The following is a 26,988-nucleotide window of genomic DNA, read 5'->3' on the forward strand; positions in this document are numbered from 1 at the left end:
TTCATTTATTCGTCTTGACGGCATTTTCTCGAGGTGACGCAAGATTCGCTACCATCGGGGACCGTGCTCCCACCTCTAGATCAGCAGGCTGAACGACTCATAGCTCTCGGTATCGGCGACATCGCCGGGATCTCCCCCACTGCGATACGTGCAGCAGCAACGTCCCGCGCCGAGAACTCTCTGCTCACCATCCACGAAAAGTACGCTCCCGCTTCATCGTTGGCCCACCTTCTCGAACGCCAGGGCAAACACGGCTTTGTTGTCACCGACATGACCGATGTAGATCAGTTCACTCCCACCGAGCACGCAGTGCCCCCGGACAATCCCCTGTATCTACTCGAGGACCTCGACCGAGGCGACGCAATGTCCAACTGGAGTCCGGACGAAGCGCTACCCGCAATCCTCGAAGCCGGGCGCACGCCACTGACGCTCACCGAGGGTATCCACTGGCTGCTCCAATGCCCGGACGTTCTCGAACGTGGTCACTGCTTCATGACCATCGGCTCACGCTTGCGCAAACCCAACGGCGCACTGGATACGCGTACCCCCGCCCTGTGGATCAGCAACGGAACCGGGCGCGACGGTAAGGACAATCGAAACGCCCCCAAAGTCGGCTGGTGCTGGGCGGGCAACCGTCACACCTGGTTGGGATTTGCGTCGGCAAATACGCGAGTGCCGATCAACGCATAGATCCACGGAGACCGGGTAGACAGCAGTACCGACTGCTCGCCTACCCAGTCCAGTGGAGTACATGATGTTTCTCAGTGACCAGTCTCTTCGCAATCGCACCCACCGGTTCGGGACAGCCATGTCGTCCGCATCGCTGCAGTGGCCACCACCGACGCCGGCGCAACGCACTGCGCGATGGGGCGAAAGATCGGAGATGCTCGGCGCCCTGTCGGTACTCGTGTTCTGGGCTTTCGGCGTCGGCATCGTGCTCGGTGCGGGCGCCATCGTCATGGGAGTGTTCACCTTGCGCCGCCTTGGCCGGGATCCGAGTAGCACGCTGCCGGGAGATGCCGTCGTCGGCCTGATCACCGGCATCATCGGGCTTGCCCTGAGCGCATCGTTCTTCGTGGGAATACTGCCGCACTTGTAGCTAGTGTGTTGTGCCGCTGATCTTTTCAGCAGCCTCCATCAGTTCGCGCACTGCGCCGCGGGCCAGATCCTCGGACGCGGTAATCAACGTCAGGCAACCGGCCGGCTCATTGGCCGGCTGTGTCAACGGCACGCCGAGACCCCAGTATCCCGGCTCGACTTCGCCGTAACTGACGACGTAGCCGTCCCGGCGGGCATCGGTGACTCGACTCGATTCCCCGGGGACGGGCGGCTGCCCGGCCAACAACGCATAGCCTGCGGCGCCGCGGTCGATAGGGTGGCGACCACCCTCACGGAACGACACCCAGTACCGAGCATTCTTCGGCTCGACAACGGCGACGGCCACAGCTTCGGAGCCCTCCGCGACAAACAGCGCAACACTCGCGCCCAAGGAATTCGCGAGCCGACGCAACAACGGTGTCGCCTCGTCCCGAAGGCCGGCGTACAAGTCCCGAGCGAGCGCTGCCAATCCACCCCCGGCCCGGTACTTGCCGTCCGCACCGCGCTTGATGAGGCGGAAGTCAGCCACAGTGGTGAGCAACCGCGACGCAATGGTCCGGTGAACACCCAGGGCATCGGCAACTTCCTGAATTGTCATTCCATCGGGAGTGGTGGCAACCAATTCGAGGGCCTGCAATCCCCTCGCCAGCGTTTGCGAGCCCGGTTGTTTGCCGGACGACCCATTCGATTCTGAAGCCACGCCCTTGACTCTATTCTCTCGGGGCTTGACGCCGGATCGGCACATCCTCAAGCAGTGGCTGCGGCGGCCAGGTCCTCTTCCCGTCTCGCCTCCGGAGTCTCCGGATTCTCACTGCGGCCGCGGTAGGTCGCGTCGAGAAGCAACGTCGCGATTCCGGCGATCACCAACACCCCACCGAACATCATGTAGACGCTCTTCGGAGTCCAGCCACCATCGAGCAGGTAGCCGGTCAGAATCGGAGCGATAATCGAGACCGTGCGACCGCACCCGATCATCCAGCCCACACCGGTGCCCCGGGCTGCCGCCGGGTAGATGGGCGGGCTGATCGCGTAGAAACCGGTGATGCCGCCATTGGCAAAAATGCCGACCAGTACCGCGAGCGTCAAAGCCAGGGCGACGATGTGGAATCCGGAGGCGTAACCGATGAACGCAAATACTCCACCGAACATCAAGAGAACTGTCACAACTCTCGGCCGCAACACGATCGACAGGCCCGCAAAAATGATCGATCCGATGACACCACCGACGTTGACGAGCACACCGGCAGTGACGCCCATGTTCGAATCCCCCGTTGCATCGGACAGCAACTTCGGCGTCCAGGTATTGGCGAAGTAGAACGACGCGATCAAGCATGAGTACCCGAGCCAGAGGAAAACCGTGCGACGCAGCATGATTCCCTTGAAAAGGCCGTCCCGCACAACACGTTCGGTCTTTCGAATCGGAACGGGCAGTTCCGACGACTGCTCGTAGCCGAGCCGATCCGCGATCTCGTTGTACCGCTCCAGTGCCCCGACCGGCCGCTTCTCGATGAGGAACTCGATGGATTCCGGCAGGGTCTTGATCACGACAACCAGCATGATTGCGGTGATGATCGTGCCGAAGATGAACGCCGACCGCCAGTCGAACACGGAAATCAGGACGCCGGAAATCGCGCCACCCACGGCTCCACCGAGCGGGTAGCCGACACCATAGATTCCCAATGCGGTGCCACGACGCCTGTCCGAACTGAACTCCGATACAAGAACATTCAGGTTCGCGACCAGCCCACCGATTCCCAGGCCCGCAAACGCACGGAACGCGATGAGCTGGGGAACGTTGACAGCACAGGCAGACAACGCCATTCCGACAGTGATGCCGACCAGGCACCAGATCGCAAGCCGGCGCCTACCTATCTTGTCCGCCAATGGGGAGATGAAAATTGCACCGAGAGCCGTGCCGATGATGCCGGCACTGAGCAGGTAGCCGATCTCGACGGAGCTGATGTCCCAGGACTTTCCGAGGTGAGGCGCTACGAACGCCATGACCAGGATCTCGAAACCGTCGATCATGCTGAGGATCAGACAGATCGCGATTGTCGAAATCTGATATCGGCGCATCGGTTGCGTCCGAATCGCTTCACGAACATCCATCGAGGTCTACTTTCATAAGATGGGAGGGGGCTTCCCCCGAGTAGCAAGAATCAGATATCCCGCAGAATCGCGGTCGTGACGGCAAAGCCGGAGATGTATTCCTTGATCGGCCGGTAGAACTCGTAGGCGATCTCGTATTCACCGCAGGCCCGTAGGGCAGAGTAGGCAGCCACCCAGTTGCGCACCTCATGCGAGGAGTGCCCGGCTACCGCATCCATGTCGTCTGCGGTGTAGCGATCGAAATCCTCGATCCGCCCGGACGCGCACACGTCGAGAAATCCTCTGTCCCACTCCGGATTCAGATCCATGATGTCGGCCTCGTCCGCCGCGAACTTGACGGCCGTGTCGATGACTCGCTGTTGCCTGGCCGCACGCGCCTGCGGCGTCGGATTCCGGCCGTCGGTCAGCATCTTGCGCTGAGCCTCGTTGGCGGTGGCGATCTGCGGAACCGGCGGATCATGTGACAGCCCACCGGAACCGATGAACAGCACCTTCTTGTCGGAATTCTTGAAATACGCGCCGACGGCCTCGCCGAACTTACGCACGCGGGCAACCTTCACGAACGGCCTGGCAACCGAATTGACGAAGACCGGGATCAGCGGTTTGGACGCTACGTCTCCGTAGATGATCTCCATCGGTTGCACCGCACCGTGATCGACCTCCATCTGACGTGAAATCGCAATGTCGAGCCCCTGATCCATCACGAACTGCGCCAAGTCCTCGGCCATAGCTTCCGGCACGTTCAGTTCACCGGCAAACGAGTCGTAATCGCCACTGCCCTTTGCCTTGTAGCCGATGCAGAACGGCGGCATCAGATCGTAGAAGAATCCGTTGTAGTGATCGGGTCCGAAGTTCACGATCACATCGGGATCAAAATTGTGAACAAATGCGCGGGCCTGGTCGAACGCTGCTTCCACCGATGCTTTGACATCGGCCGGCGGGTCGAGGTGGTGCAACAGTGGGCTGTGCGACATGCACAGCAAAGCCTGCTTCATGACCGGCTCACACCCCGAGCGGAAAGATACTGCGTGATAACGGTATTGAACTCTTCTGCCCGCTCGACCTGTGACCAGTGGCCACACTGGCTGAAGATATGCACATCGGCATTCGGGATGACGTTGAGTAACTCCCACGTACGCGAGACGGGGATCACCACGTCCTGGACACCGTGGATCAGCAGAACCGGAACATCCAAGCGGGAGAGCACATCGAAATCGAGCGGTAGTTCGGTGCGGTCACGGTCTCGGGCTGCGACCACCTCGGCGAGGCGATCCGAGGCCGTATCGTTGAGCGCGGATTGGTAGCGCAGGGACACCAATTCGTCAGTGACAAGCGACTTGTCGACAACAAAGAGTTCGAGGGTCTTGCGAATCCCCGCTTCGGTCAGGTTCGGGTTGGAGTGACCGGCCAGCGCGCCCGTCAACTTTGCGCCGCCCGTGCCCATCGACACGATCCCCAGAAGGCGTTCCGGGAAATCGATAGCAAACTGGAATGCAAGCCAACCACCGAGGGAGTTTCCGACAATCCACGTCTTCTCGATGCCGAGGGCATCGAGAACGCGCACCGCGTGGCGAACCCATTCCTTGATGCCGTACTCGGTGTTCGGAGCAACAACGCTCTGCCCGTAGCCGATGGAATCGATTGCGATGCAACGCCCCTGCTCGCTGAGAACCGGAAGATTGAGCCACCAGTTGGCGGCGGCGGTGACGCCGGTGCCCGAACCGTGCAGGAACAGGATCGGGGTACCTTCGCCCAGTTCGTGGTAGTGGGTGAGTTCGCCGTCTGCGGTCTCGATCCACTTGTCTTCGAGGCCGAAGAAATCGTCGGTGATGTACGCGGGAATCCCGGTTGTAGTCATATATCTGGCTTTCTCGTAAGTGTGTGTGGCGGATGGTTAGAGCGCGACCGGCACTGCGACCGCGTCCGCGACAGCGCCGACCGGCGTGAACTTCATTGCGGCCAGGATCGCGTCCAACGTCTCCGGGGCATGCTGCGTCAGGCAGGCGCCGGCAACAAAACGGTCGGGGCGAAGGAAGACCAAGGGAGTGGGACGGTCGTCGAACCACTTCTTGAGTCGGCCGGTGTGATCGCCGAGGACCATAACGTCCGGATCCATGTGCTTCTGAGCCCATTCGCGCTGGGTCTCCGGAACTACCGCAACAAGGCGGGCACCGAGTAGAGACAACTTGTCGAGCGAATCCTGTGGGAGCACGTCCTTGGGGCTGTTGCCCCACACGATTACCGACCACCAGTTGCCGATCGCGTCGTCGAGCAGTTGGTCCGACGCATCCCGCGAGTTCACACGCGGCTGCGGGAACTGGACGCCAACCGGTGAGTTCTTGACGTTGGCGGTCAGCACCGGGATGAGCTTGCTCGTGAGTTTCGCTGCTGCACTTCCCGATTCCCGAGTGTTCGGGTCGGCCAGCACTCCCCTGGTGTAGCGCGGCATCGGCTTGAAGCGCATGTCCGCGAAGTAGCTCTTGACCTGAGGGAAGAGATTGAGTACCGACGACGCAGCGTCGCGGAGTACAGCACCGACCGGATTGGTGATCTTGATGAGCCGTCCGAACGTCAGCGACAGATCCACCATTGCCTGGGCGTGATCCTTGCGCTCCGACGTATAGGTATCGAGCAGTGCGTCGTCCGCCTGACCGGAAAGTACGGCGGCCAACTTCCACCCAAGGTTGGTTGCGTCGCGCATACCCGAATTCCAGCCCTGACCCATCCACACCGGCATCAGGTGCGCGGCGTCGCCCGCGATCAATTGGCGGCCCTTGCGGAAGTCGGAAGCGACGCGGCCGTGATGGGTGAAGACGCGTCGTCGAATGAAATCGAGTTCCGCCGGGTTGGGAACATGATCTGCCAGAAGAGCATTCACGTAGTCGGGGTCCGTGACCTGCTCTTCGGTTTCGTCGTCGTGCAGCATGAATTCCCAGCGCCGAACCGCGTGGGGTAGACCGATGGACACGTACGGACGCTTCGGATCGGCACCCAGGAACACGTTGGGGGTTCCCAGCGGATCGTTGTTGACGTCCACGACAAGCCAACGTGTAGAAGGTGATTCACCCTCGAAGCTGACACCGAGACGCTTGCGGGTCGGAGACTTGCCACCTTCACACCCCACCAGGTACTGCGCACTGAATCGCCGTTCTTCGATGGTTCCGTCGGGGCGAGAAACCAACGCGATAGCGGTAACCGACTGGCCGTCTTCTTCGACGTTCTCGACGCGATGACCGAACAGCACCTGAACGTTCCCGAACCGGGACAGTCCCTCATACAGCGCCTTGTCGGCTTCTGGCTGGATGAAGCCGTGCTTACGTTCCCAGCCGAATTCCACGGTCTGCGGGTTGTTGACCAGCATGACCTTTCCGGCACCGTTGACCAGACGCATGATGTGCTGCGGATTTGTGTGCGGACGGATCGCATCCACCAGGCCCACCGTCTGAATGGTGCGGAACGACTCGTCGTCGAGTCCCACACCACGCGGGTAGTCGATCAGCGTATCCATGGCCTCGAGCACGGTGACCTGCTTGCCGTACATGCCGAGGATGTTCGCCAACATCAGGCCGGCGGGACCGGCGCCGACGATGAGTACTTCGGTGTCCTGAGTGGTTTTCATGGCTTCCTATCTGCGCTAATGCAACTATCGCGTGCCTTAGCGCACTATATGCACGATGCGTCTATTAGAAACCACGAAGCGGGGTACGTCAATGAGCTTTTGTGACCGGGGCCGCATTTGGTGCCCGATGGGATCGCTCAGACAGAATGGCGCGGCATCAAAACTGCAGCTAGAGCATGGTTTTCCGGCCTTCTCCATGTGCCCGAGACACAAAATGGCCGCGCCGGAGGTTGTTCACCTCCGGCGCGGCCATTGCGCAGATCTGAAGCCTCTAGACGACCCTGAGATCGAAGGTATGCCGCATCTCGCCGATACCTTCCACGTATGTCGTCAGCGTGTCACCCGCTCCGAGCAGCACCTTCGGGTTGCGGCTGAAGCCGACACCTGCCGGCGTACCGGTGAAGATCGCGTCGCCCGGCAGAAGAGGCACGATGCGGGACAGGTACTCGATAACTTCCGGAATCGTGAAGATCATGTCGCTGGTGCGACTCTTCTGCATCAAGGTGCCGTTGGTCGAGCATCCCAGCTCGAGATCATTCGGATTCTCGAATTCATCGGGTGAGACCAAGACCGGCCCCATCGGACTGAAACCTGGGAACGACTTCGCCAGACCGAACTGCTGCGGCGCGGTACCTCGCCATTGTGTGTGCCGTTCGGACAGATCCTGGCCCACGGTCAGTCCTGCTACATGACCCCATGCATCCGCGGCACTCACGTTCTCCGCCCGCCTGCCGATCACCGCGACAAGTTCGGTCTCGAAATCGACAGCGCCCTCCGGCAACAGAATCTTGCCGCGTGGACCGGTCACCGACGCCGGAAACTTCCCGAATACCACCGGTATCTCGGGGATCTCCAGGCCGGACTCCACTGCATGGTCCCGGTAGTTCAAGCCGATCGCAAAGATCTGTGGCGGCAACGGCACCGGGCTTCCCAACGCCGAGTTGTCGATCTTCACTCCAGGAGCGCCCTCGAACTCACTCGCCCACCGCACGAACTCATCCCACCGCGAGTAAAGACTTTGCACGTCCGAGGAGAAGGTCCCGTTGCTGGCAATCTCGATATCAACAGCACCGGCGTCCATTCCAAGACAGGCCCGGCCCGATAAGTTGTAAATACGCATAGAGAACTACCTTTCGAAAGAATAGTGACAAACGCCGAGGCGCACATTTCCCGAACCTAACGGCGATCTCAAGCACAGCTCCCGACAGTCGGCCTTTAGGCGGCGCACAACGCGGGTACCCCGGACGTTGGGCACACTGCCAATCCCGAGGAGCAAGATCATGAACCTCAACTCACGAGCCGTGGCGTCACTTGCCGCCTGCACCGCACTGATTTTGGGTGGTTGTTCGAATTCGACGAGTCCCAAAGTCAGCTCGACCACTGCTTCCCCAAGCAATGGCGACTTCGCCGGACTGGTGGACATCGGTGACGGCCGCAGCATGTATTTGACCTGCAAGGGGACCGGATCGCCCACGGTCGTGTTCGTGTCCGGTCGAACCGATCGCGCAGATGTCTGGAAAACCGTCGCAGATCCGAATCCGACCGAAACTGCAGTTTTCGACGGCGTGGCCGAGACGACCCGGGTGTGCGCTTACGACCGCCCCGGAACTGTCACCATCACCGGCGAGCAAGTAGACGCAAGCCGCTCCACTCCTGTCCCCCAGCCCACCACCGCCGAAGACGGAATGCGCGACCTTCACGCTTTGCTGAGTGCGGCCGACGTTCCCGGCCCCTACGTCCTGGTCGCCCACTCCTGGGGTGGCTTGATCGCTCGGCTCTATGCCGACACCTATCCGACCGATGTCGACGGCCTGGTCCTCGTGGATACCCTCACCGAACTTCTCTACGACGGCCTGACTCCACAAGAGCAGCAGTGGTGGCTCACGCTCAACAGCAATTACTCTCCTGATCTCGAACCGTACAACCAGGAGAAGAGCAATTTGGAACCCAGCTTCCAATCACTACGCGACGCAGGCGATCCCCCTCCGATGCCGGTTGGCATCCTTGTCTCCGATCAACCCTTCGACCTCGAACCACTCTCGGCTGCAGGTGAATTGCCACCAGGGATACCTGTCGATTTCGGTCCGACGATATTCGCCGCCCACATTGCCGGACAGCAGGCTCTGGCCGAACGGCTACACGCACACCTCGATCTGGACACCGATGCCAGCCATTACGTCCACACCGAGCAGCCTGGGCTCACGACCGATGCAATCGACGAAGTTGTTGATGCTGCTCGAACAAATCCGGATCAGTGGTTTTCCTGAAGAACGTCAAGGACGGCAGCACCACACCTTTGCCTCTACGCTCAGTCACACACTGTCCGCGCACGAGAAAGCCGGTCGACTGACGATGAGCACACACGACAAGCCATCCGCCCGTTCAGTTCTGCACACACCGCGATTCTGGCTGGCACCGGTGATCGTTGTGCTGTTGCTGATGTCGGCGCTCGCTGCGCTGTACATGGGCGGAATCCTCGACCCCAAGAAGCATCTGGACGAGTTCCCGATCGCTCTGGTGAACGAAGATGTCGGCGGTACCTTGCCCGGAAGCGATCCCGCTGCAGTCGAGAACTTCGGAAACGACATCGCCGCCGCGCTCGAAAACGGGATCGATCCCGAGAAAATCGACTTACAGCAGCTCAGTCTCATCGAATCGCAATCACGACTCAGCTCCGGGACGCTTTACGGCTCCATCGTCATCCCCCGCGACTTCACCCAGCAGACAATAGCTCTGGCGCAGGGAAGCGTCGCCGCCACAGAGGTGCAACAACCGATCATCACCATCTACACCAATCCACGAGCCGGTTCCATCTCCGCGTCGCTGGTGCAGTCGATCGGGACAACTGCCCTGGAGCCGGTCAACAAGAACATGGGTGAGCAACTCACCACGCTTGTCACACAACAATTGCAGGCAGGTGGTACCGGAATGCAGCTGTCCGGCGCCAGTCGACTTCTCCTCGAAAATCCGGTGAATGTTCTTACGGTCGCGCATGATCCGCTTCCCGACGGTACAGGATTCGGTCTTGTCGCTTTCTATTTCGCCCTACTGCTGGTCCTCGCCGGATTCACCGGAGCGACAGTCGTCAATTCCCTGGTAGACGGAATGCTCGGCTACGCACCCACCGAGTTCGGTCCCCTGTTCGTACAGAACGACGTAGTCGGGATCAATAGATTTCAAACACTTCTCATAAAATGGGGCTTCATGATCGTGCTGTCCGGTGTGGTGTCCGGACTGTTCCAGTTGATCAGCCGCACCCTCGGAATGCCTGTCACACAAGGCTTTGCCTTGTGGGCATACGGCACCCTCGTGATCATCGCGGTCGGAGTCACCGCCATGTCGGTGATGGCGGCGTTCGGCTCGCTCGGCATGCTGATCAACCTGTTCGTCTTTGTCATCCTCGCCCTGCCATCGTCCGGTGGCACGATTCCGCTCGAAGCAAGCCCCGGCCTCTACTCCTGGCTTGCGCAGTTCGAACCGATGCACCAGATCTACATGGGCACCCGCGCAATCCTGTTCTTCGGCGCCCACGGCGACGCCGGCCTGACCCACGCAATCTGGATGACGTTGCTCGGCCTGGCAATCGGACTGGTGCTCGGATTTGTTGTCACACGCCTCTACGATCGGAAAGGCTACGAACGAACCCATCGCGCAAAAACAGCCTGAAGCAGTTCCCGCGCTCAGGTTTGCCGGTCACGAAGTGCGTCCGCCTTGGCGATGAGCACCGCCTTCTCACGTTCGTTTCCGGCCAAACGAGCGGCCTCGAGCAGTTCGGTACGAGCCTCCTCGGTTCGCCCGAGCCTGCCGAGCAACTCACCCCGAACACTGGGCAGCAGGTGATATCCGGCAAGTTCACCGGAAGCAACAAGCTTGTCGACGAACTCGAGAGCAGGCGCCGGACCGTATGCCATCGATACCGCTGCAGCATGGTTGAGATCCACGACCGGCGATGGGGCAAGCTGTTGCAGCGCCTCGTACAACAGCACGATCTTCTTCCAGTCCGTTTCTTCGAAAGTTGCTGCTCGTGCATGACATTCGGCAATCCCGGCCTGCAGTCCGTAAGGCCCTCGACCACGCCCGACGTCGTCCGCCCTTGCCAAAGCAACCAGACCGCGGGTGATCTGGGTCCGATCCCACCGCGCCCGATCCTGATCCGACAGCAATATCGGTTCACCGTCGGCGGTGGTGCGTGCGCCAAATCGTGACGCCGACAGCTCCATCAACGCCACGAGACCGTGCGCTTCCGGTTCCCGCGGAACAAGTTCCGCAAGAATTCTCGTCAGCCGCAATGCTTCACTGCTGAGGTCGGTCCGCATCCATTCGGTTCCCGAACTGGCGGCATAGCCCTCGTTGAAAATCAGATACAGCACGCCGAGAACAGCGCTCAACCGACTCGGGAACTCATCCCGCGGAGGCACTTCGAAGACCACCTTGGCCGCCGTCAGGGTCTTCTTCGCACGAACTATCCGCTGCTGCATCGTTGCGGTCGGCACGAGAAACGCCTTTGCGATTTCCTCCGTCGTCAAGCCTCCGACCACGCGAAGAGTCAATGCCACCTGAGCTTTTCGATTCAAGACCGGATGACAGGCCATGAAAATCAACCGAAGAACATCATCGTCGATGCGATCCGGATCCCAACCGTCTTCGTCGAACCGATTCGCATCGTTCTCGAGCTCACGCGCAAAGTGCGCGTATCGCTCGTCGAGGCGTTCTCGTCGACGCCACCCGTCGATGGCGCGCCGCGTGGCGACGGAGGTCAGCCATGCTGCCGGATTGCGGGGAATGCCCGTGGCAGGCCACTGCTCGATCGCTTCGAGCAGTGCCTGCCCCGCAACATCTTCGGCAAGATCCAAATCGCCGACAGTACGAGTGAGTGCGGCGACGATCTTCGCGCCGTCAATGCGCCACACCGCATCGACGGCGTTCCTCACCGCATCATCAGTCACGACTCAGCTCGAGACAGGGCGATCAGTACCCAACTCTTCACGCCAGCCGGCTTCCTTCTGGATGTACTCGTTGCTCTGGTCGAAATCTTCCATCTCCGAAACGCGGCGAACCTCGAGCTTGCTGCCCGGTCCAAGGGGGCAGCGCTTGGCCCACTCCAGGGCCTCGTCCTTGGTGGAGGTCTGAAGGATCCAGAAGCCCGAGAACAGCTCCTTGGTCTCGCCGTACGGACCGTCGGACACGAGCGGCGGATCGGATTCGAAATCGACGATGAATCCCTCCTCCATCGCCAGGCCCTCACCTGCGAGGAGGACTCCCGCCTTGATCAGGGACTCGTTGTACTGGCCCATCGCGGCGATAATTTCGTCGAAATCCATGTCCTTCGACGCTTCGATGGCTTCGTCGGTGGACCGCATGATCAGCATGTACTTCATGGGAATCTCCTTCGTTTGTGGACCGCTCATTCGGTCCCTCTGTCTACACGTCGAACGGCAAAGACGCCGATCGACAAACTTCCGAAACTAATTTTCGAAGGACAAGTCCGCCGGTCGAATACGTTGCCCACGGTATCGGCAGAAGGGTCGTCGGGCAGCTCAGAAGTCGAGAAATCCCGGCACGACTTCATTGGCGAGCCCGGTCGCGTCAGCGCTCCCGTAGAAATACACTGAGCCGTAGCCAAACAGGTATTCCTCCACGAACTCGGATTGCGGCTCGGCAACCACCGGCCACCCCTCTTCATTGATCTGGAACAGGAAGCGATGCCCGTCCGCCTCGACGGCATCGGCATAGGACGGTTCATTTTGTATGAGTACCGGTTGCGGCGCGATCAGTACCAACGGCATCACCTCGTCGTCTGCGGGAACTTGAATCAAGGCGGCGCTCCCCAACCCACTATGTCTTCCGGCTGATGCCGCACTACGAGCGGACGGCGGATGCAATACTGCCCGAACCCCGATGCCCGGGTATTCGAGGTCGTCGTCGCCGATGGAGAAGCCGCGACGGACGAATACCGAAAGCTCTCGGTCACCGAGCCACGGCGCCGTATGTGCCGCAAGCGTCAGAAGATACTCGTGCGTCTGCAGAATCGGCTGTCCGTCAAAAACCTGGGGCGGGCGTCCACCGATCCTGGCCCCGACTTCCGAATCGCTCGAATCGACCACGAGATGTAGTGTGCCCACCAGCGTCATCCTAGGATGATCCGACGGGCGTCGGATGAAGGTCCGACAATTCCCTACAAGCCGCTGGTGACGTGAGACACACCGCACTCGATGATGGGTGCATGACATCATTCCCCACTCTCGACCCCGAACTCGCCGCAGCGGTCACTATGCTCCCAAAGGTCACCTTCGCCGACCTACCCGCTGCACGGGCAAACTTCGAGTCCCTAATTGGCACCATGTTGGCTGACCTGTCGTTCGACGGAGTCACGCTTCGCGAACTATCTGCTCCCGGAATCGACGACGATCCCGAGGTCGCCATTCGCTTCTTCACTCCGGCTGCCGCCACAGGTCCGATCCCCGTACTTCTCTGGATCCACGGCGGCGGATTCGCCATCGGCACAGCCGAATCCACTGATCCATTTTGCGTTGAGGTTGCGCGAGAACTCGGATTTGCCGTCGCCAATGTCGAGTACCGACTCGCCCCGGAAACCCCCTTCCCCGGCCCCGTGAACGACTGCTACGCCGCGCTCGCCTACATCCACGCACACGCCGAAGAACTGGGAATCGATCCCAGCCGCATCGCCGTCGGTGGCCAGAGCGCCGGCGGTGGACTTGCCGCCGGAACAGTGCTGAAAGCCCGAGATGAAGGCGTTGTGCCCGTCGCATTTCAACTTCTCGAGATCCCAGAACTCGACGACCGGCTGACAACGGTGTCGATGACAAACTTCGTCGACACTCCGCTGTGGAACCGCCCAAACGCGATCCTTTCGTGGCAGTACTACCTCGGCGAATCGTATTCGGGGCCCGAAGATCCGAACGTCTCGATCTACGCCGCTCCGGCCCGCGCCACCGATCTCCGAGGATTGCCCCCGACCTACCTGTGCACTATGGAGCTCGACCCACTCCGTGACGAAGGAATCGAGTACGCCCTTCGCCTACTCCAGGCGGGTGTCAGCGTCGAACTCCACTCCTTTCCCGGCACCTTTCACGGTTCTGGTCTCGTCACAACTGCAGAGGTAACCAAACGAAGCAGCGCCGAGGCGTTCAGCGCACTGCAGCGAGGCTTGCGCGCGTTGTCACCAGTCTCGTAGCTTTGCAAGATGCAAGGTTTGATGTACCGGCTTGCCGAGCTCGATGCAAACTCGGCAGGCCTGGTACGCGTCATCGACTACTTCGATGCCCTCGTGCGGCACGGTGCCGACACAGCATCGCTTCTCCGCGCAAGCGCCCAGTTGGCGGACTGTGTTGCGGGTATCGAGATCGCCGAACACGGCCGAAGCAAGAAGAATCTACGCCGTTGTGACCCTCACGGCCGTTGGTCACCAGAACCCCAGCTCACGCCAAGCATCATCAGAGACATCACCGTCGACGACGAGGTTCTCGGCACGGTATGGATCGAGCGGCCCGGTGCGAACTTGCCGCTCGACGAGATGCTCGTCGACCGGATGGCACTGACCGCCGCGATCATCTTGCGGCCCCGACGCTTGCTGACCGAAGCCGAACACACTCACAATCTGCTCTTCCCGATGGACGAGCTAGCAGTATTGACGTCTTGCGCGGGACTCGGCCTCACCCCTGCCGCTTCAGTGCGTGTCATCGTGTCCACAACCAATGAAATTGCGCGCCTACAATTCTCGAAGGATTCGACGCCGGGTCGAGCTACTGGAATCGAAGTGGACGGCGAATACCTGAATCTTGTGACGGGTTCATTCATCTCGTTGGCAGAATTCTCCGAAATCGCAAAAGTGATGCCTGTCCGCGCCGGAATATCTTTGGCTGCTGCCGCTTCCGAAATACACACACTCATCGGCACGGCGCGATTCGCCCGCAGCCAATCATCGGCCACCACACCGATTGTGAACGCGGACGATCTCGGCGCTCTCAACCTCCTGACACCGGGCACAAAGATCGATCACACCCGAATTCCGGACCTGGTTCGCGCCAGAGAGTTTCGCGAAACCAAGGACGGGACCGAACTGCTGGAAACACTGAGAATGTACCTGCGATCCGGCACACTGAGAGCCGCGGCCGACTGCCTGCACCTTCACCACAGTAGCGTCGCTCACCGCTTGGCGAAGCTTTCCCACCACATCGGATTCCATGTCGACACCATCGAAAATCGTGCTCGTGCAACAGCAATGATGATGGTGCTCGACGCCATGTAGATGTTAATGGCCCTCTTCAGAACACTGCGTTTTGATCATCGGCACGAGGAATTGCCGTGCTAGTGCCTCCATCTGCGCATCGTCATGAAGGTTGACGGCCTCGCTGGGAATCATCAGAAAGGAAGCCGTCACTCGGACGAACATCTCGGCCACGAGATCAACATCCACCTCGTCCGCGATAGTGCCCGCGCCCTGTTCCCTGCGGAGTTGCGAAGCAACGAACTGCCGCACCATTGCGAGCGTTCGTCCGTTATCGCCGACGATCGATCCATGTACGTGCGGGCCGGCGTCGATGAGCGCCGAGATCAGTGCATTGTTGGAAATCGCACGCAGCGAGCTCACGAACCCCAGAACTATTCGATCATCCACCGTCTCCGCGAGTTCGATATCAACGAGAAATTGTTCGAAGTATGTGCGGAACTCCCGGAGAACAACCTGTTCGACGAGCGAATCCTTGGTGGCAAATTTCCGGTAGACGGTGATTCGGGACAGGTTAGCGGAGCGGGCCACGTCCTCCATCGACGTGCGCTGAATTCCCACTTTGCAGAACTGTTCGTGGGCCGCATCGAGTAGCCGGATACGAGAGCGATCTTCCTTGCCTGGAGCTTCGCCTGCCATCACACTCCCGAGGGACGTAATCGATTCCAAGGCAGACGAATTGGGATCCTTGCGGGTCACATGCACTCCTTCTTGCCACGAGGGTGCGCAGGTGGAAAATCAGACAAAACACTTGTGGCGCCCATCACGCTATGCTACCAATGATACGGAGATACATGATTTGTTTCATTGCTTCATCGGACTAACCGGGAGTAACGACATGGACGATCTCAGTAGGCGCAATGTGTTGAGAGTTGGCGGCACACTCGGCGCACTCGGCGCACTCAGCGCGCTCGCAGCACCAGCCAGTGCGCAGCCGTGGCACTGGTCACCAGCGGGTTCGGTGCCAGGAACCGGGAGCGGTGCAGATCCGAGACAAACATGGGACACCCAAGCGGACCCGCTCGTGGCATCTCTCCTCGACCGAGGTGACGTTCCAAAGGTCAACGAACTCTTGCGCACCTGGAAGAAGAACGGCCAGCCGCTGCCAACGGGACTTCCGTCCGACCTCCGCGAATTCATGGAACAAGCGCGGCAGCTACCGTCGTGGACCGATCAGAACAAGCTCGCGGCAGCCGTGCGATTCAATGAGAAACGAGGTCTCTACCTCGGTGTTCTCTATGGCTTCGCCAGCGGAATGATGAGCACTGTCATCCCCAAAGAGGCCTTGGCAGTGTATTACTCCAAAGGCGGAGCGAACATGAAGAACCGCATCTCGAAAACCGCAAAGTTGGGATACGACATCGGTTCTCGCAACGCATTTCAGGCTGACGGCGAGATGATTGTCACCTCCGTCAAGACCAGACTGGTGCATGCCGCGGTGCGGCACCTGCTGCCTCAATCTCCGCACTGGACGCACATGGCGCCGGAGGACGTTCCGATCAGTCAGCACGACATGATGGTCACCTGGCACAGTTTGCCGACTACCGCCATGCGAAACCTGAACGCGTGGAACGTGAAAGTCCCCACCGACGAGTCCGACGGATTTCTGCATTCGTGGCAACTGAGCGCTCATCTTCTCGGTATCGAGGATCAGTACATTCCCGCGACGTGGAACGACGCGGAATCTCAAGCCACACAAGTGCTGGACCCGATCTTGGCTCCCACCCCCGAGGGAATCAAGCTCGCCGACATTCTTCTCGATCTGGGTGCGGGCCTCGATTTCACACTTCTCACTCGGCCCATCCTCGGCGCGTTGACTCGCTTCATGCTGGGCAACGAAATAGCCAACTGGCTCAATATTCCGCGCGAACCCGTGTGGAGCACCCTCCTGGAAACGGCATGGGGTCCATTCGTGAAGGTACGGGAAGGGCTCCTTCCCGTACCCCTTGCACCACATGCCTACTGGACCTTCGACGAACTACTCCGACAGTTCGTTCTGCTCTACATGTCCGAACTTCGACCGATCAGCATCGAGATTCCCGAGTTCAACAACCCGAATTACCGCTGAGAGTTGATTTTCGCCGACCGAGCAGTTCGAGAAGCCTGTTACAGCAGATTTTCCGCCTCCTCAATTGCGGCGGCCAACTTCTTGGCGGAATCACGCAGCGCATCGGACAGTTCAGCGTGAACGGCGGCGGCGTCGATTTCAGCCTTGGCTCCGGCAAGAACTGCAGCCCACGAAGCGAGCGCAAGCGCGTTTGCTTCCGTAGTAAATTTTTCCTCGCGAGCCCTGTTCGCTTGTTCCTGAACTGCCAGTGCCTTATTCGACCGCGCACCGTCGATCGAATTGACGATCTCGACAGCGAGCGGCAACAACGCGGAAGCTAGGGCGACTCCCTTGGCGAGTGAGCCGACGTCACCGCCAGTCTTCACAATCGCCGCAGCTCGGCCTGCGGCCTTTTTCGAAGATGCCCCTCTTTGACTGCGCTCGAAGTCGCGCAGACCGCCGATCAGCAATGGTCCGAATTTGCTGACATATGGGGCTAACGCGTCGGGATGTCCGTCCACTGCCGGCTCGGCAGCCGCCGCAACTTCAGACGCGAGCGCCTCCAAGTTCGCCCATGAGGGCTCTTTGCGCTGCCGCTCATCAGTTCTCGCCACATCCTGAAGCAGACGATCAAGTTCTCGCGTGTGTTTCCTGTACCAATCATTGAGTGCCGACTGCAAGTCTTCGGCAACGACTGCCGAGTCTTGCTCTCCAGCGGCAAAGACCTGCCGGACAGCTTTACCCACCACTCCACGTAGGTCCGCCTTGGCATCACGATCGACGTCATGGAGCGAACTCGCCCACTGCTCAAGGCGAGCTGACGCCGCATCGGCTTGTTCAATGAGCGGTCCGGATTCGGCACGCTGGATTTTCAAGTCGGCCAGTGTGCGCATTAGCGCCTGGCGCCAGTACCGCTGCTCAGTTGAAGCCCGCAGCGCAACGATGTCACCCGACGCAACAGTCTTGATCGCCGTCGCCAGCCCATCCATACCGTCCCAGTCACGCGAATCGTCCCAGACATCTGAATCGACATCTCTTGCCGCTCCCGCCATCTGAGCAAAATCCTGCGACACCACATGCATCGGATATTCCGACGAAAGTTTCAGCGAGCTGCCAAGTTCCGCCCTTTTTCTCGACGCCAATCGCTGATATCCGTCGAGGTCATCGTCTGGATCGATACCAGCTTCGTCAAATCTGGAGATGACGAACCACAGATTTGCCGCGCTCCACCCGCCCGCCACTACCTCGCGAAGCAAATCGAATTCACCGGTGGCCAATTGTGGTGTGAGGGTGACGATCGCGATATCAGTGGTACTAATCGCCTCTCTCGCAAGTTCCGTATTCAGTGCGCCGCGGGCATCGTCTGCGCCGATCGCCAGCCCTGGCGTATCACGCAACAGGCAGCCAGCGAGTTCCACACCGTTCACGCCGAAAGTTTCGTGCCGAGCACTGATCGTCAACCACTCTGGAACTTGCACGCCGCTATCCACCAAGAGCCGGCGAATCAAGGAGCTTTTCCCCGTGTCATAAGAACCGAACACGGTGATCACAGGATTAGCCGTCGACGCAAAGTCGTGCCAGCGTTCAGCGTAGCTATCTGCGCGCGGCCCTTGCACGTTGTCCAGCCATGTTCTGACCTTCAGGATATCGATGTCATTCATTTGTCACTCCGTTCATGTTCGCGCAAATTACCGGCTCGGACAAGCAACAGTTCGAACTCCGCACACGATGCAGCCAAAGCACTCATCTCATCGTTCGCGGCTGTCTGCTCAGCCTCGAGCAACTCTTCGTAGGCTGCCAGCGCGTGCGTACATCCGAGAAGGACGGACAGCAATCCATCTTCATTTGACCCGTTCAGGATCAAGTCGATATGGGCATCTGCCGACCGAGCAATCGCGGCGTCCAACTCAGTACGCTTCTTCTCTCGACCTGACTGGGCAACTTCACCTTGGATCATCGAATTGAGGTCCATCGCCACCCCGACTGCAGCGAGGACTGGTGCTGCCTTGGCTACCTTGCCCGCCGCTTTTACTGCTCCCCAAGGCTTGAACTTGACTCCCACGCCTTTGCCGATTGCATAGATCGCATCTCGATTCCCCAATGCCTTAGCCAAGTTCGCGCCGCCCTTCGCAGCTTGTGCAAGCAAGGCGGTTCCATCCAGCGTCGGCGACTGCTTCCCGACAGCGTCAACTTCGATGATCAACCCCTCAACCGCAAACTCGGCAGATTCCAACTCACGGCCAATCGTCGACGCGTGTACACGGAACCAGTCTTCGATCTCTTTCTGTGCTTCGCGATGGAAACGTTCGATATCGGAGTTGAGTTCGGCGTCCGACTTCCACGATTCCACGGCGGCACCAATTGTGTCGAAGTCGTCCGGTCCTGCCGCACGCACCTTCTCCCTCGCCCCGTTCGCATGCGGGGCGACAATGCGACGCACGCGCTCCCACAAGGACGCTTCCAAAAGTACGGAATCCTGCACACTATTCTTGATCGACTGCTGCACAGAAGCTCGAGCCGTAGTTTCGGACTCGAGGTCGATGAGCTTCTGTTCAATTTTGCCCCGTTCATTGAGCATTGCATTCAATGCCGTATCAAGTTGTGCGCCAGCCACACCGGATCGCCCCAACTTGGTCGAGAACGAATCAAGCATCCGAACGAGTGGCGCAACGCCATCCCAATCGCGGTGGTGGGAGTAGTCTGCGCGACTGACATCCGTACGCGCGCCGACCTCTCCGAACGGGTCACCCGAGAGCGTGTGTACATGGTTTGGGTTTACTTCGATACCACGCGAAGACAAAGCCCTGACGAGCTCCGCTTCCTTTCGACGCTTCAGCAAGAGAAAGTCTTCGGGCGCGGCGGTGGGATCGACGCCCAACTCGTCGGATCGATTGATCAGATAGATCGTTCGGCTGTTCTTTGCCACTGTGTGTCGTGTTCCGTCCACGATCTCTTGGAGTAGCGTCATATCCCCGATAAGCAGATTGACATGCAGCACAACAAGAATGAGCGAGGCATCCGCGGCGGCGGCCAGAGCTAGAGCGTCGTGGTCGCGATTGCCACTTTGAAACCCTGGAGTATCAAGCAATTCCACATGTCCGAGGTCATAGCTCTGAACCGAACTTGTTGTTGCGCTGCCTCGTACATACAGATCCTCGGGAACCGTACCGCTCATCTCCACGAGCAGTCGTTTGATCAGACTGGACTTTCCGGAACTGTAGTCTCCAAGCACTACGACTGTCGGTTTGATGCCAGCCTGATCTGAAGAGGAGCGCCCGCGCTGTGCAGCAGGATCGACCGCGTGCTCGAGATCTCGAATCAACGCGACAAGGGAGTCATTCGATGCCACCTCCCACGCGCGTGACAACGCCTGCCGTAGGCCAACCAGATCAGTGTTTTCCTGCTCGACGAACACTGGTAGACGCGATCCTTCCGAGATGCCCTCGTCGACGTCTCCGTTGTCGTGTTCGAACCAGTCTTCCCCTAGCCAAACCTTGCGAGCGAAGCTCGATCCTCCCGTTTCAGGTGCCCCGGAGCCGCTATCGGTTCGTATCGTCGCCGACCGTTCGGCGAGAACACGATCTTGCGCCCGCGCCATCACCGTCTTCACATCAATCGCTTCCGGCAATGACATCGAAAGTTCGCGGAGGTTCGCAGTCAGCTCGTCCACAGCTTTCTTGCCAGAATGCAAGGACAGCGACTCGTCGAGTAGCACTGTCAAGACCGGCCCGGCCATCTGCCAAGACAGGGCTCGGCCCTGATCCCGCAGGTCCTGCTCAATCCGATCATAGGTCTGATGAACAGCAGCCAAGGACTCACTGATGGCTTTGGATTTTGCTGCGAGACCACGCTTTTCAGTACTCGCTGCCATACGGTCGCCGGCAAAACGGCTGACAGACGACACAGCACCGAGTCCCACCGACGTAGCTACGCCTACCCAGCCCACCGGATTCCAGAAGTTGGCAACAGCGGGTAGTAGCACGACGCCTGACGCGCCGCCGGCCACCATACCTGCAAGTTGCATAGACCTAGCCAGATTGGATGTCAGCCCACCGGATGAGCCATCCAGATTTGCCGAATCGGTCAGCGAGCCTGTGAGATCCGGCTCTTCGTCAGAACTGACGAGTTGCAGTTCCCGAAGGAGGAACGATGTCTTGGACTTCCAGATGCTCCCCACAGCAGCTTGAATATCAGACATCGTGAAGACTGCTCTTTGAAAGGCATCCTGGTCGACCTGCTTACCCTCACCGAAAGCCTCCTCCACCAACTTCTTGGATCTGGCAACGGAATCCTCCCGTAGCCCGGAGAGATGGAATGCGATCAGACGGTTCATCTGCCGATCCAGAGAGCCCTCGGGACTCGCTGTGAACGTCTTGCCTCTGGCCTTTTCCAAAGCAGAGAGCAATTCCGGACTGCCGGCACCGAGAAACGCTTTTCGTTCGTCGCCTTCAATGTAACCCAACACATCAAGAAGTTGCGCGATCCGACGTTCCGCGGCCTCAATCCGTGGGTCGATCGTTTGCCTCAGTTCATCGAGTTCGCCAGCCTTTGCACCGAGCATTCCCCGCAATCCTTCTCGCAGCGACGTTCTGCGCAGATCGGACCCACCCTCGACAATCGATGCGGTTAGCAACTCCTCGAGTGCGCCGAAGTTCGACCATCGAGACAAGTACTCTGTACCGAACTTTTCGCGATCTGACAAGAAGTTCGTCTCAGCAGGGCCTTTGAACGGAGTACTTGCACGAGCAAACAAAGCGCGCCTACTCGAGATAGCAACAATTGGAGTACCCGGAAGGTCGATCTTGGACAACTCAGTTCGGATATTGTCGACGTGCTCGCGAACCCCCCGAGACAATGACTGGCGTGCCGGCTGACTGACAACCTTCGCAGGGTGACGCCAGCGCAGATTACGCACGTTCAGAACCGCGATGGCTGGTTTCCCATACGCGCGAACCCACTGCGCGACTTTCGTGAACTCCGATGCCTGTTGGCTCTGACTGTCGAAGCACAGCAGGACCACGTCGGCTATCTCGACAGCCCGTCGCGCAGTCTCCTCGAGATCAACTCGAGCCTGAGTACGCCCCCACCCATTGATGCCAGGTGTGTCCCAGAGTCGGCATCCGTGCCATTCGATTTCCGTGACGTCAGTAGTCCAATCGCTGTCGCCGGGCGACACGTGATCACCGTCGAGCTCACCGAACGCAGAGAGCAACGTGCTCTTGCCAGCGCCGGTACGGCCGAAGAAAGCGACGTTGAACGTCGACAGTGCCTTGCGCTGACCCGCGAGGTGGGTACGTAGGCCATCACCGAAACCATCCGCAAGTTCAGCGAGTTCACGCGTCAACCCTGCCTCGACTGAACCTGTCGAACCGACATCCGTTGCCTTCGCGAACTGGTCGCCGAGCGAATCAATCAGAGCGTCGAGTTTATCCAGCTCTCGCTCTCCGCTATCCACGGCCTGCTCGATTGCGTATTGAAGCGCAATTCCAGTGTTCTCCATCTTCGCCCTTCTCAGTCCACCCGGCTGCGTTACAGAAGGCGGGGAGTTTTCGAGTCGTTCACAAGTACAGATTCCGCAACAAGGTTCTAGCCGATACAACAAATTCGCGGAGTGCCACTATTCTCCGACTAGGCACGAACCGACATCAGAGAATGTCCAAACAATCATTCTTGCCCTCACCCGCACTTCAAGAATCTGAATTCCGCCTCGGACCTGAACTCTAGCTATTGAAAGTGCAGCATAGAACTCCCCACCGACATTTTGCTGCCCTCCGAGAAAACGGCTGCTGGAAACTCCCCGAAGAACATTTATTACCACGCCAGCGCACACGAACGTGCAGCGGGATCGAGGCGAACCGACGTAAGAGGGGGTATAGATGACAACATGACGAGTGCGGAATACACGACTAGAGGAGTTTGTCCCAGGAATTGTCGAGCGTCGCTGAAGCATCCCGAAGGAAGTTCGGCTCATTGAACCCAGTCGAGAGGTACAGGCGCCTTGTCCGCGATGATGTTCGAATGGAGCAGCTAACGGCCGAGCAGTCATTTGCCGCACTCATCAAAGAGAGTGCCGTTCCGCTTCTCAAGGAGCACGGGTTCCGGAAGCAGAAACTGACCTTCAGACGGGAGCGAGACGACGTTGTCGACGTCGTCAACCTGCAACGGTCCGCGGGAAACAGTTACGAATCAATACGTTTCTACATCAATTGTGGTGTCTACTCTCCGGGCTTCGATCGAATCATCGGAAAGCCGGAACACGAGCGCCCGGCCGAGGTGGACTGCCAGTACCGACGCCGGATCGAGAACATCGCCTCCGGCATCGGACCACACGTGACCGTCGACGCAGAGACCGCTATCCCCGCGACTGCTGGCATTGTGCGCGCCGCACTCACGAGCGCGCTGGAGGTGATGTGCCAGCTTCGTGGACCAGATGATATCGTCCGATTTGCATTGTCGGATATAGACTTTGACGTGTTTCGCTACCGGTTCGCGACAGGCGACAAAGCCGGTGCGGATGAGCAATACCAACGAGCGCGCTACCGGTTCGGCGCAGAGCCTCGCTGGCAGCGCCTCGACGACCTGTTTCGACAAGCGTCCGCCCGCACAGTCGGTGCCGATTGACACTACGACGGCGACAGCGCGATATCCGTCTGCCGATCGCACCCTTCCGCGGTGCGACGAGCGCATTCGTCGATCACCTCGGTGATGCCGGACCGTGCCAGCGTGCGGCGTTGCACCATTGCCCCGTTACCCTGCTCGAAGACTTTCTCCAGTGAGGCAGTAACCCGCTCGAGCTCGCCGAACTCGGCCAGCATCGGCGCAACGTAATCCAGCAGTCGCCGAACCAGCTGACGCGTGGGCACCAGGCGCACGGTATCCATGTCGAGAGCTCGACCGGCAATTCCATCTCGGGCGGCCCGCCAGCACGCCGCACGCAATACCTCCTGATCGATGATCGGGGCCGGGCTGCCCGTCGCGATCTCTTTCATCACGGTGACAACAAGCGCATGTACCAGCGTGGCATACGTGATTGTCTCGTCGACTGTGGCTGGAATGTCACTGATCCGAATCTCCACGGTAGGAAGATGATCCGAGACCCGAACATCCCAATAGACCATGTGGGGGTCCAGAATGACACCCGCCTCGAGCATCGTGGCGATTGCGGCGTCGTAGTGATTCACGGACTCGAAGTACGGCGGCGGCCCGCAGCTCGGCCATCGCCCGTACATGATGTAACGCCAACTGGCATAGCCAGTATCGATGCCGGCACTGATCGGTGAGTTCGCAGTCAACGCCAAGAGCGTCGGCAACCACGGACGCAGATGGTTGATGATCCGAACGGCCTGTCTGCGGTCCTCCACACCGACATGCACATGGCAGCCACACATCACTCCCGCAGTAAGCGCCCCGAATTCACCGGCCATTCGTTGATATCTCGAGGTGTCAGTGGTCTCGTTCGGTGGTGGATCGTAGAACGGTGTTCCCACCGCCAGCAGCTGGCATCCGTCATGTGCGGCAGCGTCTGCTGCAGCGAAGCGCAGTTCACGCAGTTGATCCCGAAGGTCGCGGATATGACCCCCGATCGATGTGGCGGTCTCGACCTGACAGCGAGTGAGCTCCAATTGAAGATCGACACCGAGGTCTCTTCCTGCTGCCGCAACTTCGGTATTGCGCAACCTCGGCTGTTTGGTCAGCGGGTCGCACAGGAGGAATTCCTCCTCCACGCCCAGAGTGGGCGTGTCTAGGACGGCAGATTTATGCGGAACGGTCGTTTTTGCCATGGGGTCCTCGGCTTCGACAATTACAAACCACGGGTCTTCAACGGAAAGAACAGAATTCAGTGGTTGCGAAGTTCGTCGATCAGTTCACTTTTCTTCATCTTCGAGTACCCATGCAGGTCCAGTTCCTTTGCTCGCGTCTTCAATTCATCCACGGTCCATTCTTCGTACGAAGTGGACCGACCGCCAGTTTTAGCGACGTTCGAACGACCACGATTCGCTGCTGCGTTGGAGATCCGCGCCGCCTTCTCCTTGGAATCTCCTTTCTCGCGCAATTTCTCGTAGAGATCCTGGTCTTTGAGTTGCGGTTGCGAGTCCCTACGAGCCATCCGGCCGTCCCTTCTTCTGCTGGAGGCATGCCTGTGCCTGAGTGGATCGCTGCACTATGTCGGACCTACCCGATAAGCAGTTCCGCCAAACCGGCGAACGCAACCGCCCACCGCGCCGGGAGGGCACGGTGGGCAGAGCTTTCAGTTGGCGGAAGCCTCCGCCTCCGCTGCACGCAGGAAGCTTGGTGAATTCGACGCGCAGGCGAGACAGATCGCCTGATGTCCGGCAGACGGATCACGATCCATCTCGTAGGCGATGTAGGAGTCACCACATCGATGGCACTGCACGCGCGACTCCCACGGATCGGCTACCTCGTCGCGCGGATCGAACGGACGATCAAGAGTGAACCATCTCGGCTTCGAGAATCGGAGCGCGATCCCGTACAGCGCCGCCGCGAGGACACAGCTCACCGGGGGCGCCCAGACGGTACCGGACGTGCCGCCGAAGGCAACCATCACAATACCGACCAAAGATGATGCTCCCCAAGCGAACACCCCGGCGGGATTCACCGACGGAACGCGTCCCGGGCGAAACTCGGCGGGCGGAACGTGCGGAAATATCCCGCGGGAGGCAACAAGAATGTGAGTGAGCGCAATTGCCACCCAACTGACGATGATGACGCCTTGATAACTCAGCGCCTGAAGGATCCACGTCAGGACGTTCGTCAGCATCATCACGTAAACTACCACGGCGACGACAGCAAGCCAGAAGACCCGTGGCAGAGTGAGTTTGAATGCTCGGGCGAAGAAGTTCTGCACGTTCGTGGACGCCAGGTAGAAGTTCCCGGAGTTCACCCGAGTTTGACTCACCACCACCCACAACAGCCCCCAGAATCCCATCAGTGACACAATTCCGAGAATCGCCGATTCCTCGCTCAACGCTCCTTCGATCTCGATCGTGTGCGCGAGGAAGATGCCGACAACCGCATTCACAAAAAGGGTCATGACGTAAAAGGGTGTGCCAAAAGTGATCCGTCCGTTGAACTTCGCATCTTCGGGCCGTCCGAAGCGAGCGAAGTCCCACGCCATCATGGTGACAACCCACACTCCCATATACACCGTGTACGCAAACCACCATCCCGGAACACCGAGGTCAGCAGCGCCCTCTGGTTCATAGGTGAGCCAGTCGTTGCTGTAGCCGTATCGAACGATTGCCCAGACTACCGAGCCGACGAGTCCGACGAGATACAACGGAAGTAAGAAGCCGTTGATCTTGTCCAGCCACGTACTCACACCACGCATAGCCAGCGGCGCCTGATACACGACGACAATCAGGGCGCACAGGGCTATCGGAAGTGCAGGCAGGTACGCGTGCAGCGCACTGGCAACGATTGCACCCTCCGCCACAACGTAATACGTGATAGTGACACCGAACAGAGCAGCCGCAAAAGCAGATCCCGCTCGCCCGAAGAGCGCCCTCGAGAACAGCGAGACACTTGTTCCCGTCTTGGCTGCGTATCGTGAGACCACCGAATTGATCGCGCCGTAGCTCACGGCGGAGAGTGCGATGCCGATCAGTGTGTCGATCGTACCCACGGCAAGTGTGACGGTACTTCCGACCACAACCCAGAACATCGCGCTCATGAGCCCGAACCATGCCATCGACACCGACAGACGGCTGCTTCGCCACGAAAGCGGAACAATGTGAAGTGAATAATCCTCTGCAGCAGCGCGTTCCAGAACCTTCGGATCGTCATGGGACGATACGACCAGCGCCGGTACCTCGTTTGCACTCAAGCCCTGTGAAATAGACATGGCCA

The 26,988-nt window shown here is 59.3% G+C and carries 23 protein-coding genes; 8 read left to right on the plus strand and 15 right to left on the minus strand.

Going from position 1 to position 26,988, the window contains the following annotated elements:
• Positions 1-63 precede the first annotated feature (63 nt).
• Together EEB13_RS29410 and EEB13_RS32145 are read left to right on the plus strand one after the other, a co-directional pair.
• Positions 64-690 (plus strand): DUF5701 family protein, encoded by a 627-nt coding sequence (locus EEB13_RS29410; RefSeq protein WP_141486874.1) that lies wholly within the window; start codon positions 64-66, stop codon positions 688-690.
• Positions 691-751: 61 nt separating this feature from the next.
• Complete coding sequence (locus EEB13_RS32145; protein ID WP_261984674.1) at positions 752-1,099, plus strand: hypothetical protein; 348 nt, start codon at positions 752-754, stop codon at positions 1,097-1,099.
• Here EEB13_RS32145 and EEB13_RS29420 read toward each other — a convergent pair whose 3' ends face one another.
• The 6 genes from EEB13_RS29420 to EEB13_RS29445 all read right to left on the minus strand — a co-directional run bounded on the left by EEB13_RS29420 (position 1,100) and on the right by EEB13_RS29445 (position 7,946).
• Complete coding sequence (locus EEB13_RS29420) at positions 1,100-1,798, minus strand: IclR family transcriptional regulator (RefSeq protein WP_033233745.1); 699 nt, start codon at positions 1,796-1,798, stop codon at positions 1,100-1,102.
• 47 nt (positions 1,799-1,845) lie between these two features.
• Positions 1,846-3,207, minus strand: coding sequence for an MFS transporter (locus EEB13_RS29425; protein ID WP_141486875.1), 1,362 nt, complete (start codon positions 3,205-3,207; stop codon positions 1,846-1,848).
• A 50-nt stretch (positions 3,208-3,257) separates the two neighbouring features.
• Positions 3,258-4,202 (minus strand): 3-carboxyethylcatechol 2,3-dioxygenase, encoded by a 945-nt coding sequence (locus tag EEB13_RS29430; RefSeq protein WP_141486876.1) that lies wholly within the window; start codon positions 4,200-4,202, stop codon positions 3,258-3,260.
• Positions 4,199-5,065 carry an alpha/beta fold hydrolase gene (locus tag EEB13_RS29435; protein ID WP_116102474.1) on the minus strand — a complete coding sequence of 289 codons (867 nt, stop codon included), beginning with the start codon at positions 5,063-5,065 and terminating at the stop codon, positions 4,199-4,201. The genes EEB13_RS29430 and EEB13_RS29435 overlap by 4 nt, the downstream gene beginning before the upstream one ends.
• Before the next feature lie 36 nt (positions 5,066-5,101).
• Positions 5,102-6,826, minus strand: a complete 1,725-nt coding sequence (locus EEB13_RS29440) for a bifunctional 3-(3-hydroxy-phenyl)propionate/3-hydroxycinnamic acid hydroxylase (RefSeq protein WP_141486877.1) — start codon at positions 6,824-6,826, stop codon at positions 5,102-5,104.
• A gap of 271 nt (positions 6,827-7,097) precedes the next feature.
• Complete coding sequence (locus EEB13_RS29445; RefSeq protein ID WP_141486878.1) at positions 7,098-7,946, minus strand: fumarylacetoacetate hydrolase family protein; 849 nt, start codon at positions 7,944-7,946, stop codon at positions 7,098-7,100.
• Between the two features lie 160 nt (positions 7,947-8,106).
• Here EEB13_RS29445 and EEB13_RS29450 point away from each other — a divergent pair, with 160 nt between their 5' ends.
• Both EEB13_RS29450 and EEB13_RS29455 read left to right on the plus strand, forming a co-directional pair.
• Complete coding sequence (locus tag EEB13_RS29450) at positions 8,107-9,093, plus strand: alpha/beta fold hydrolase (RefSeq protein ID WP_141486879.1); 987 nt, start codon at positions 8,107-8,109, stop codon at positions 9,091-9,093.
• Between the two features lie 85 nt (positions 9,094-9,178).
• The gene (locus EEB13_RS29455) at positions 9,179-10,492 is read left to right on the plus strand and encodes a YhgE/Pip domain-containing protein (RefSeq protein ID WP_141486907.1); all 1,314 of its coding nucleotides are present in this window, start codon (positions 9,179-9,181) and stop codon (positions 10,490-10,492) included.
• 14 nt (positions 10,493-10,506) lie between these two features.
• Here the strand turns inward: EEB13_RS29455 and EEB13_RS29460 are convergent, their stop codons facing one another.
• The 3 genes from EEB13_RS29460 to EEB13_RS29470 form a co-directional block, all read right to left on the minus strand.
• On the minus strand, positions 10,507-11,772 hold the full coding sequence (locus EEB13_RS29460; RefSeq protein ID WP_045065656.1) for an RNA polymerase sigma factor: 1,266 nt from the start codon (positions 11,770-11,772) through the stop codon (positions 10,507-10,509).
• A 3-nt stretch (positions 11,773-11,775) separates the two neighbouring features.
• A complete protein-coding gene (locus tag EEB13_RS29465; RefSeq protein ID WP_033233750.1) occupies positions 11,776-12,204 on the minus strand; it encodes a YciI family protein in 429 nt (142 codons plus the stop codon).
• A gap of 159 nt (positions 12,205-12,363) precedes the next feature.
• Positions 12,364-12,957: a hypothetical protein gene (locus EEB13_RS29470; RefSeq protein ID WP_116102464.1), complete on the minus strand. Its 594-nt coding sequence runs from the start codon at positions 12,955-12,957 to the stop codon at positions 12,364-12,366.
• 92 nt (positions 12,958-13,049) lie between these two features.
• Between EEB13_RS29470 and EEB13_RS29475 the strand changes: the two genes are divergently transcribed.
• Positions 13,050-14,021 carry an alpha/beta hydrolase gene (locus EEB13_RS29475; protein ID WP_033233752.1) on the plus strand — a complete coding sequence of 324 codons (972 nt, stop codon included), beginning with the start codon at positions 13,050-13,052 and terminating at the stop codon, positions 14,019-14,021.
• A 9-nt stretch (positions 14,022-14,030) separates the two neighbouring features.
• The gene (locus tag EEB13_RS29480; protein WP_261984675.1) at positions 14,031-15,095 is read left to right on the plus strand and encodes a helix-turn-helix domain-containing protein; all 1,065 of its coding nucleotides are present in this window, start codon (positions 14,031-14,033) and stop codon (positions 15,093-15,095) included.
• Positions 15,096-15,098: 3 nt separating this feature from the next.
• Here EEB13_RS29480 and EEB13_RS29485 read toward each other — a convergent pair whose 3' ends face one another.
• On the minus strand, positions 15,099-15,713 hold the full coding sequence (locus tag EEB13_RS29485) for a TetR/AcrR family transcriptional regulator (RefSeq protein ID WP_033233896.1): 615 nt from the start codon (positions 15,711-15,713) through the stop codon (positions 15,099-15,101).
• Positions 15,714-15,912: 199 nt separating this feature from the next.
• Between EEB13_RS29485 and EEB13_RS29490 the strand changes: the two genes are divergently transcribed.
• Positions 15,913-17,142: an oxygenase MpaB family protein gene (locus EEB13_RS29490; RefSeq protein ID WP_141486880.1), complete on the plus strand. Its 1,230-nt coding sequence runs from the start codon at positions 15,913-15,915 to the stop codon at positions 17,140-17,142.
• A 38-nt stretch (positions 17,143-17,180) separates the two neighbouring features.
• Here the strand turns inward: EEB13_RS29490 and EEB13_RS29495 are convergent, their stop codons facing one another.
• Positions 17,181-18,782: a GTPase domain-containing protein gene (locus EEB13_RS29495; protein ID WP_141486881.1), complete on the minus strand. Its 1,602-nt coding sequence runs from the start codon at positions 18,780-18,782 to the stop codon at positions 17,181-17,183.
• Complete coding sequence (locus EEB13_RS29500; protein WP_141486882.1) at positions 18,779-22,621, minus strand: GTPase; 3,843 nt, start codon at positions 22,619-22,621, stop codon at positions 18,779-18,781. The genes EEB13_RS29495 and EEB13_RS29500 overlap by 4 nt, the downstream gene beginning before the upstream one ends.
• Positions 22,622-23,139: 518 nt before the next feature.
• Here EEB13_RS29500 and EEB13_RS29505 point away from each other — a divergent pair.
• Positions 23,140-23,742 (plus strand): DUF4304 domain-containing protein, encoded by a 603-nt coding sequence (locus EEB13_RS29505; protein ID WP_141486883.1) that lies wholly within the window; start codon positions 23,140-23,142, stop codon positions 23,740-23,742.
• Positions 23,743-23,744: 2 nt separating this feature from the next.
• Here the strand turns inward: EEB13_RS29505 and EEB13_RS29510 are convergent, their stop codons facing one another.
• From EEB13_RS29510 to EEB13_RS29520, 3 genes are all read right to left on the minus strand, one after another.
• Positions 23,745-24,902 carry a glutamate--cysteine ligase gene (locus EEB13_RS29510; protein ID WP_141486884.1) on the minus strand — a complete coding sequence of 386 codons (1,158 nt, stop codon included), beginning with the start codon at positions 24,900-24,902 and terminating at the stop codon, positions 23,745-23,747.
• Between the two features lie 56 nt (positions 24,903-24,958).
• Complete coding sequence (locus EEB13_RS29515; protein WP_045065664.1) at positions 24,959-25,228, minus strand: Rho termination factor N-terminal domain-containing protein; 270 nt, start codon at positions 25,226-25,228, stop codon at positions 24,959-24,961.
• A gap of 141 nt (positions 25,229-25,369) precedes the next feature.
• Positions 25,370-26,983: a purine-cytosine permease family protein gene (locus EEB13_RS29520; protein WP_141486885.1), complete on the minus strand. Its 1,614-nt coding sequence runs from the start codon at positions 26,981-26,983 to the stop codon at positions 25,370-25,372.
• Positions 26,984-26,988 lie beyond the last annotated feature (5 nt).

Origin of the sequence: Rhodococcus sp. WS3 (genome assembly GCF_003797085.1) — a bacterium.
Taxonomy (GTDB): Bacteria; Actinomycetota; Actinomycetes; order Mycobacteriales; family Mycobacteriaceae; genus Rhodococcus_F; species Rhodococcus_F globerula.

Bases quoted from the DNA above. Each gene is read 5' to 3' on its own strand.
- EEB13_RS29425 (WP_141486875.1), bottom strand. From the start codon at position 3,207: ATGGATGTTCGTGAAGCGATTCGGACGCAACCGATGCGCCGATATCAG.
- EEB13_RS29480 (WP_261984675.1), top strand. From the start codon at position 14,031: ATGCAAGGTTTGATGTACCGGCTTGCCGAGCTCGATGCAAACTCGGCA.
- EEB13_RS29485 (WP_033233896.1), bottom strand. From the start codon at position 15,713: ATGGCAGGCGAAGCTCCAGGCAAGGAAGATCGCTCTCGTATCCGGCTA.
- EEB13_RS29495 (WP_141486881.1), bottom strand. From the start codon at position 18,782: ATGAATGACATCGATATCCTGAAGGTCAGAACATGGCTGGACAACGTG.
- EEB13_RS29430 (WP_141486876.1), bottom strand. From the start codon at position 4,202: ATGAAGCAGGCTTTGCTGTGCATGTCGCACAGCCCACTGTTGCACCAC.
- EEB13_RS29510 (WP_141486884.1), bottom strand. From the start codon at position 24,902: ATGGCAAAAACGACCGTTCCGCATAAATCTGCCGTCCTAGACACGCCC.
- EEB13_RS29455 (WP_141486907.1), top strand. From the start codon at position 9,179: ATGAGCACACACGACAAGCCATCCGCCCGTTCAGTTCTGCACACACCG.
- EEB13_RS29445 (WP_141486878.1), bottom strand. From the start codon at position 7,946: ATGCGTATTTACAACTTATCGGGCCGGGCCTGTCTTGGAATGGACGCC.
- EEB13_RS29465 (WP_033233750.1), bottom strand. From the start codon at position 12,204: ATGAAGTACATGCTGATCATGCGGTCCACCGACGAAGCCATCGAAGCG.
- EEB13_RS29475 (WP_033233752.1), top strand. From the start codon at position 13,050: ATGACATCATTCCCCACTCTCGACCCCGAACTCGCCGCAGCGGTCACT.
- EEB13_RS29440 (WP_141486877.1), bottom strand. From the start codon at position 6,826: ATGAAAACCACTCAGGACACCGAAGTACTCATCGTCGGCGCCGGTCCC.
- EEB13_RS29435 (WP_116102474.1), bottom strand. From the start codon at position 5,065: ATGACTACAACCGGGATTCCCGCGTACATCACCGACGATTTCTTCGGC.
- EEB13_RS29450 (WP_141486879.1), top strand. From the start codon at position 8,107: ATGAACCTCAACTCACGAGCCGTGGCGTCACTTGCCGCCTGCACCGCA.
- EEB13_RS29515 (WP_045065664.1), bottom strand. From the start codon at position 25,228: ATGGCTCGTAGGGACTCGCAACCGCAACTCAAAGACCAGGATCTCTAC.
- EEB13_RS29520 (WP_141486885.1), bottom strand. From the start codon at position 26,983: ATGTCTATTTCACAGGGCTTGAGTGCAAACGAGGTACCGGCGCTGGTC.
- EEB13_RS32145 (WP_261984674.1), top strand. From the start codon at position 752: ATGATGTTTCTCAGTGACCAGTCTCTTCGCAATCGCACCCACCGGTTC.
- EEB13_RS29490 (WP_141486880.1), top strand. From the start codon at position 15,913: ATGGACGATCTCAGTAGGCGCAATGTGTTGAGAGTTGGCGGCACACTC.
- EEB13_RS29470 (WP_116102464.1), bottom strand. From the start codon at position 12,957: ATGACGCTGGTGGGCACACTACATCTCGTGGTCGATTCGAGCGATTCG.
- EEB13_RS29505 (WP_141486883.1), top strand. From the start codon at position 23,140: ATGGAGCAGCTAACGGCCGAGCAGTCATTTGCCGCACTCATCAAAGAG.
- EEB13_RS29500 (WP_141486882.1), bottom strand. From the start codon at position 22,621: ATGGAGAACACTGGAATTGCGCTTCAATACGCAATCGAGCAGGCCGTG.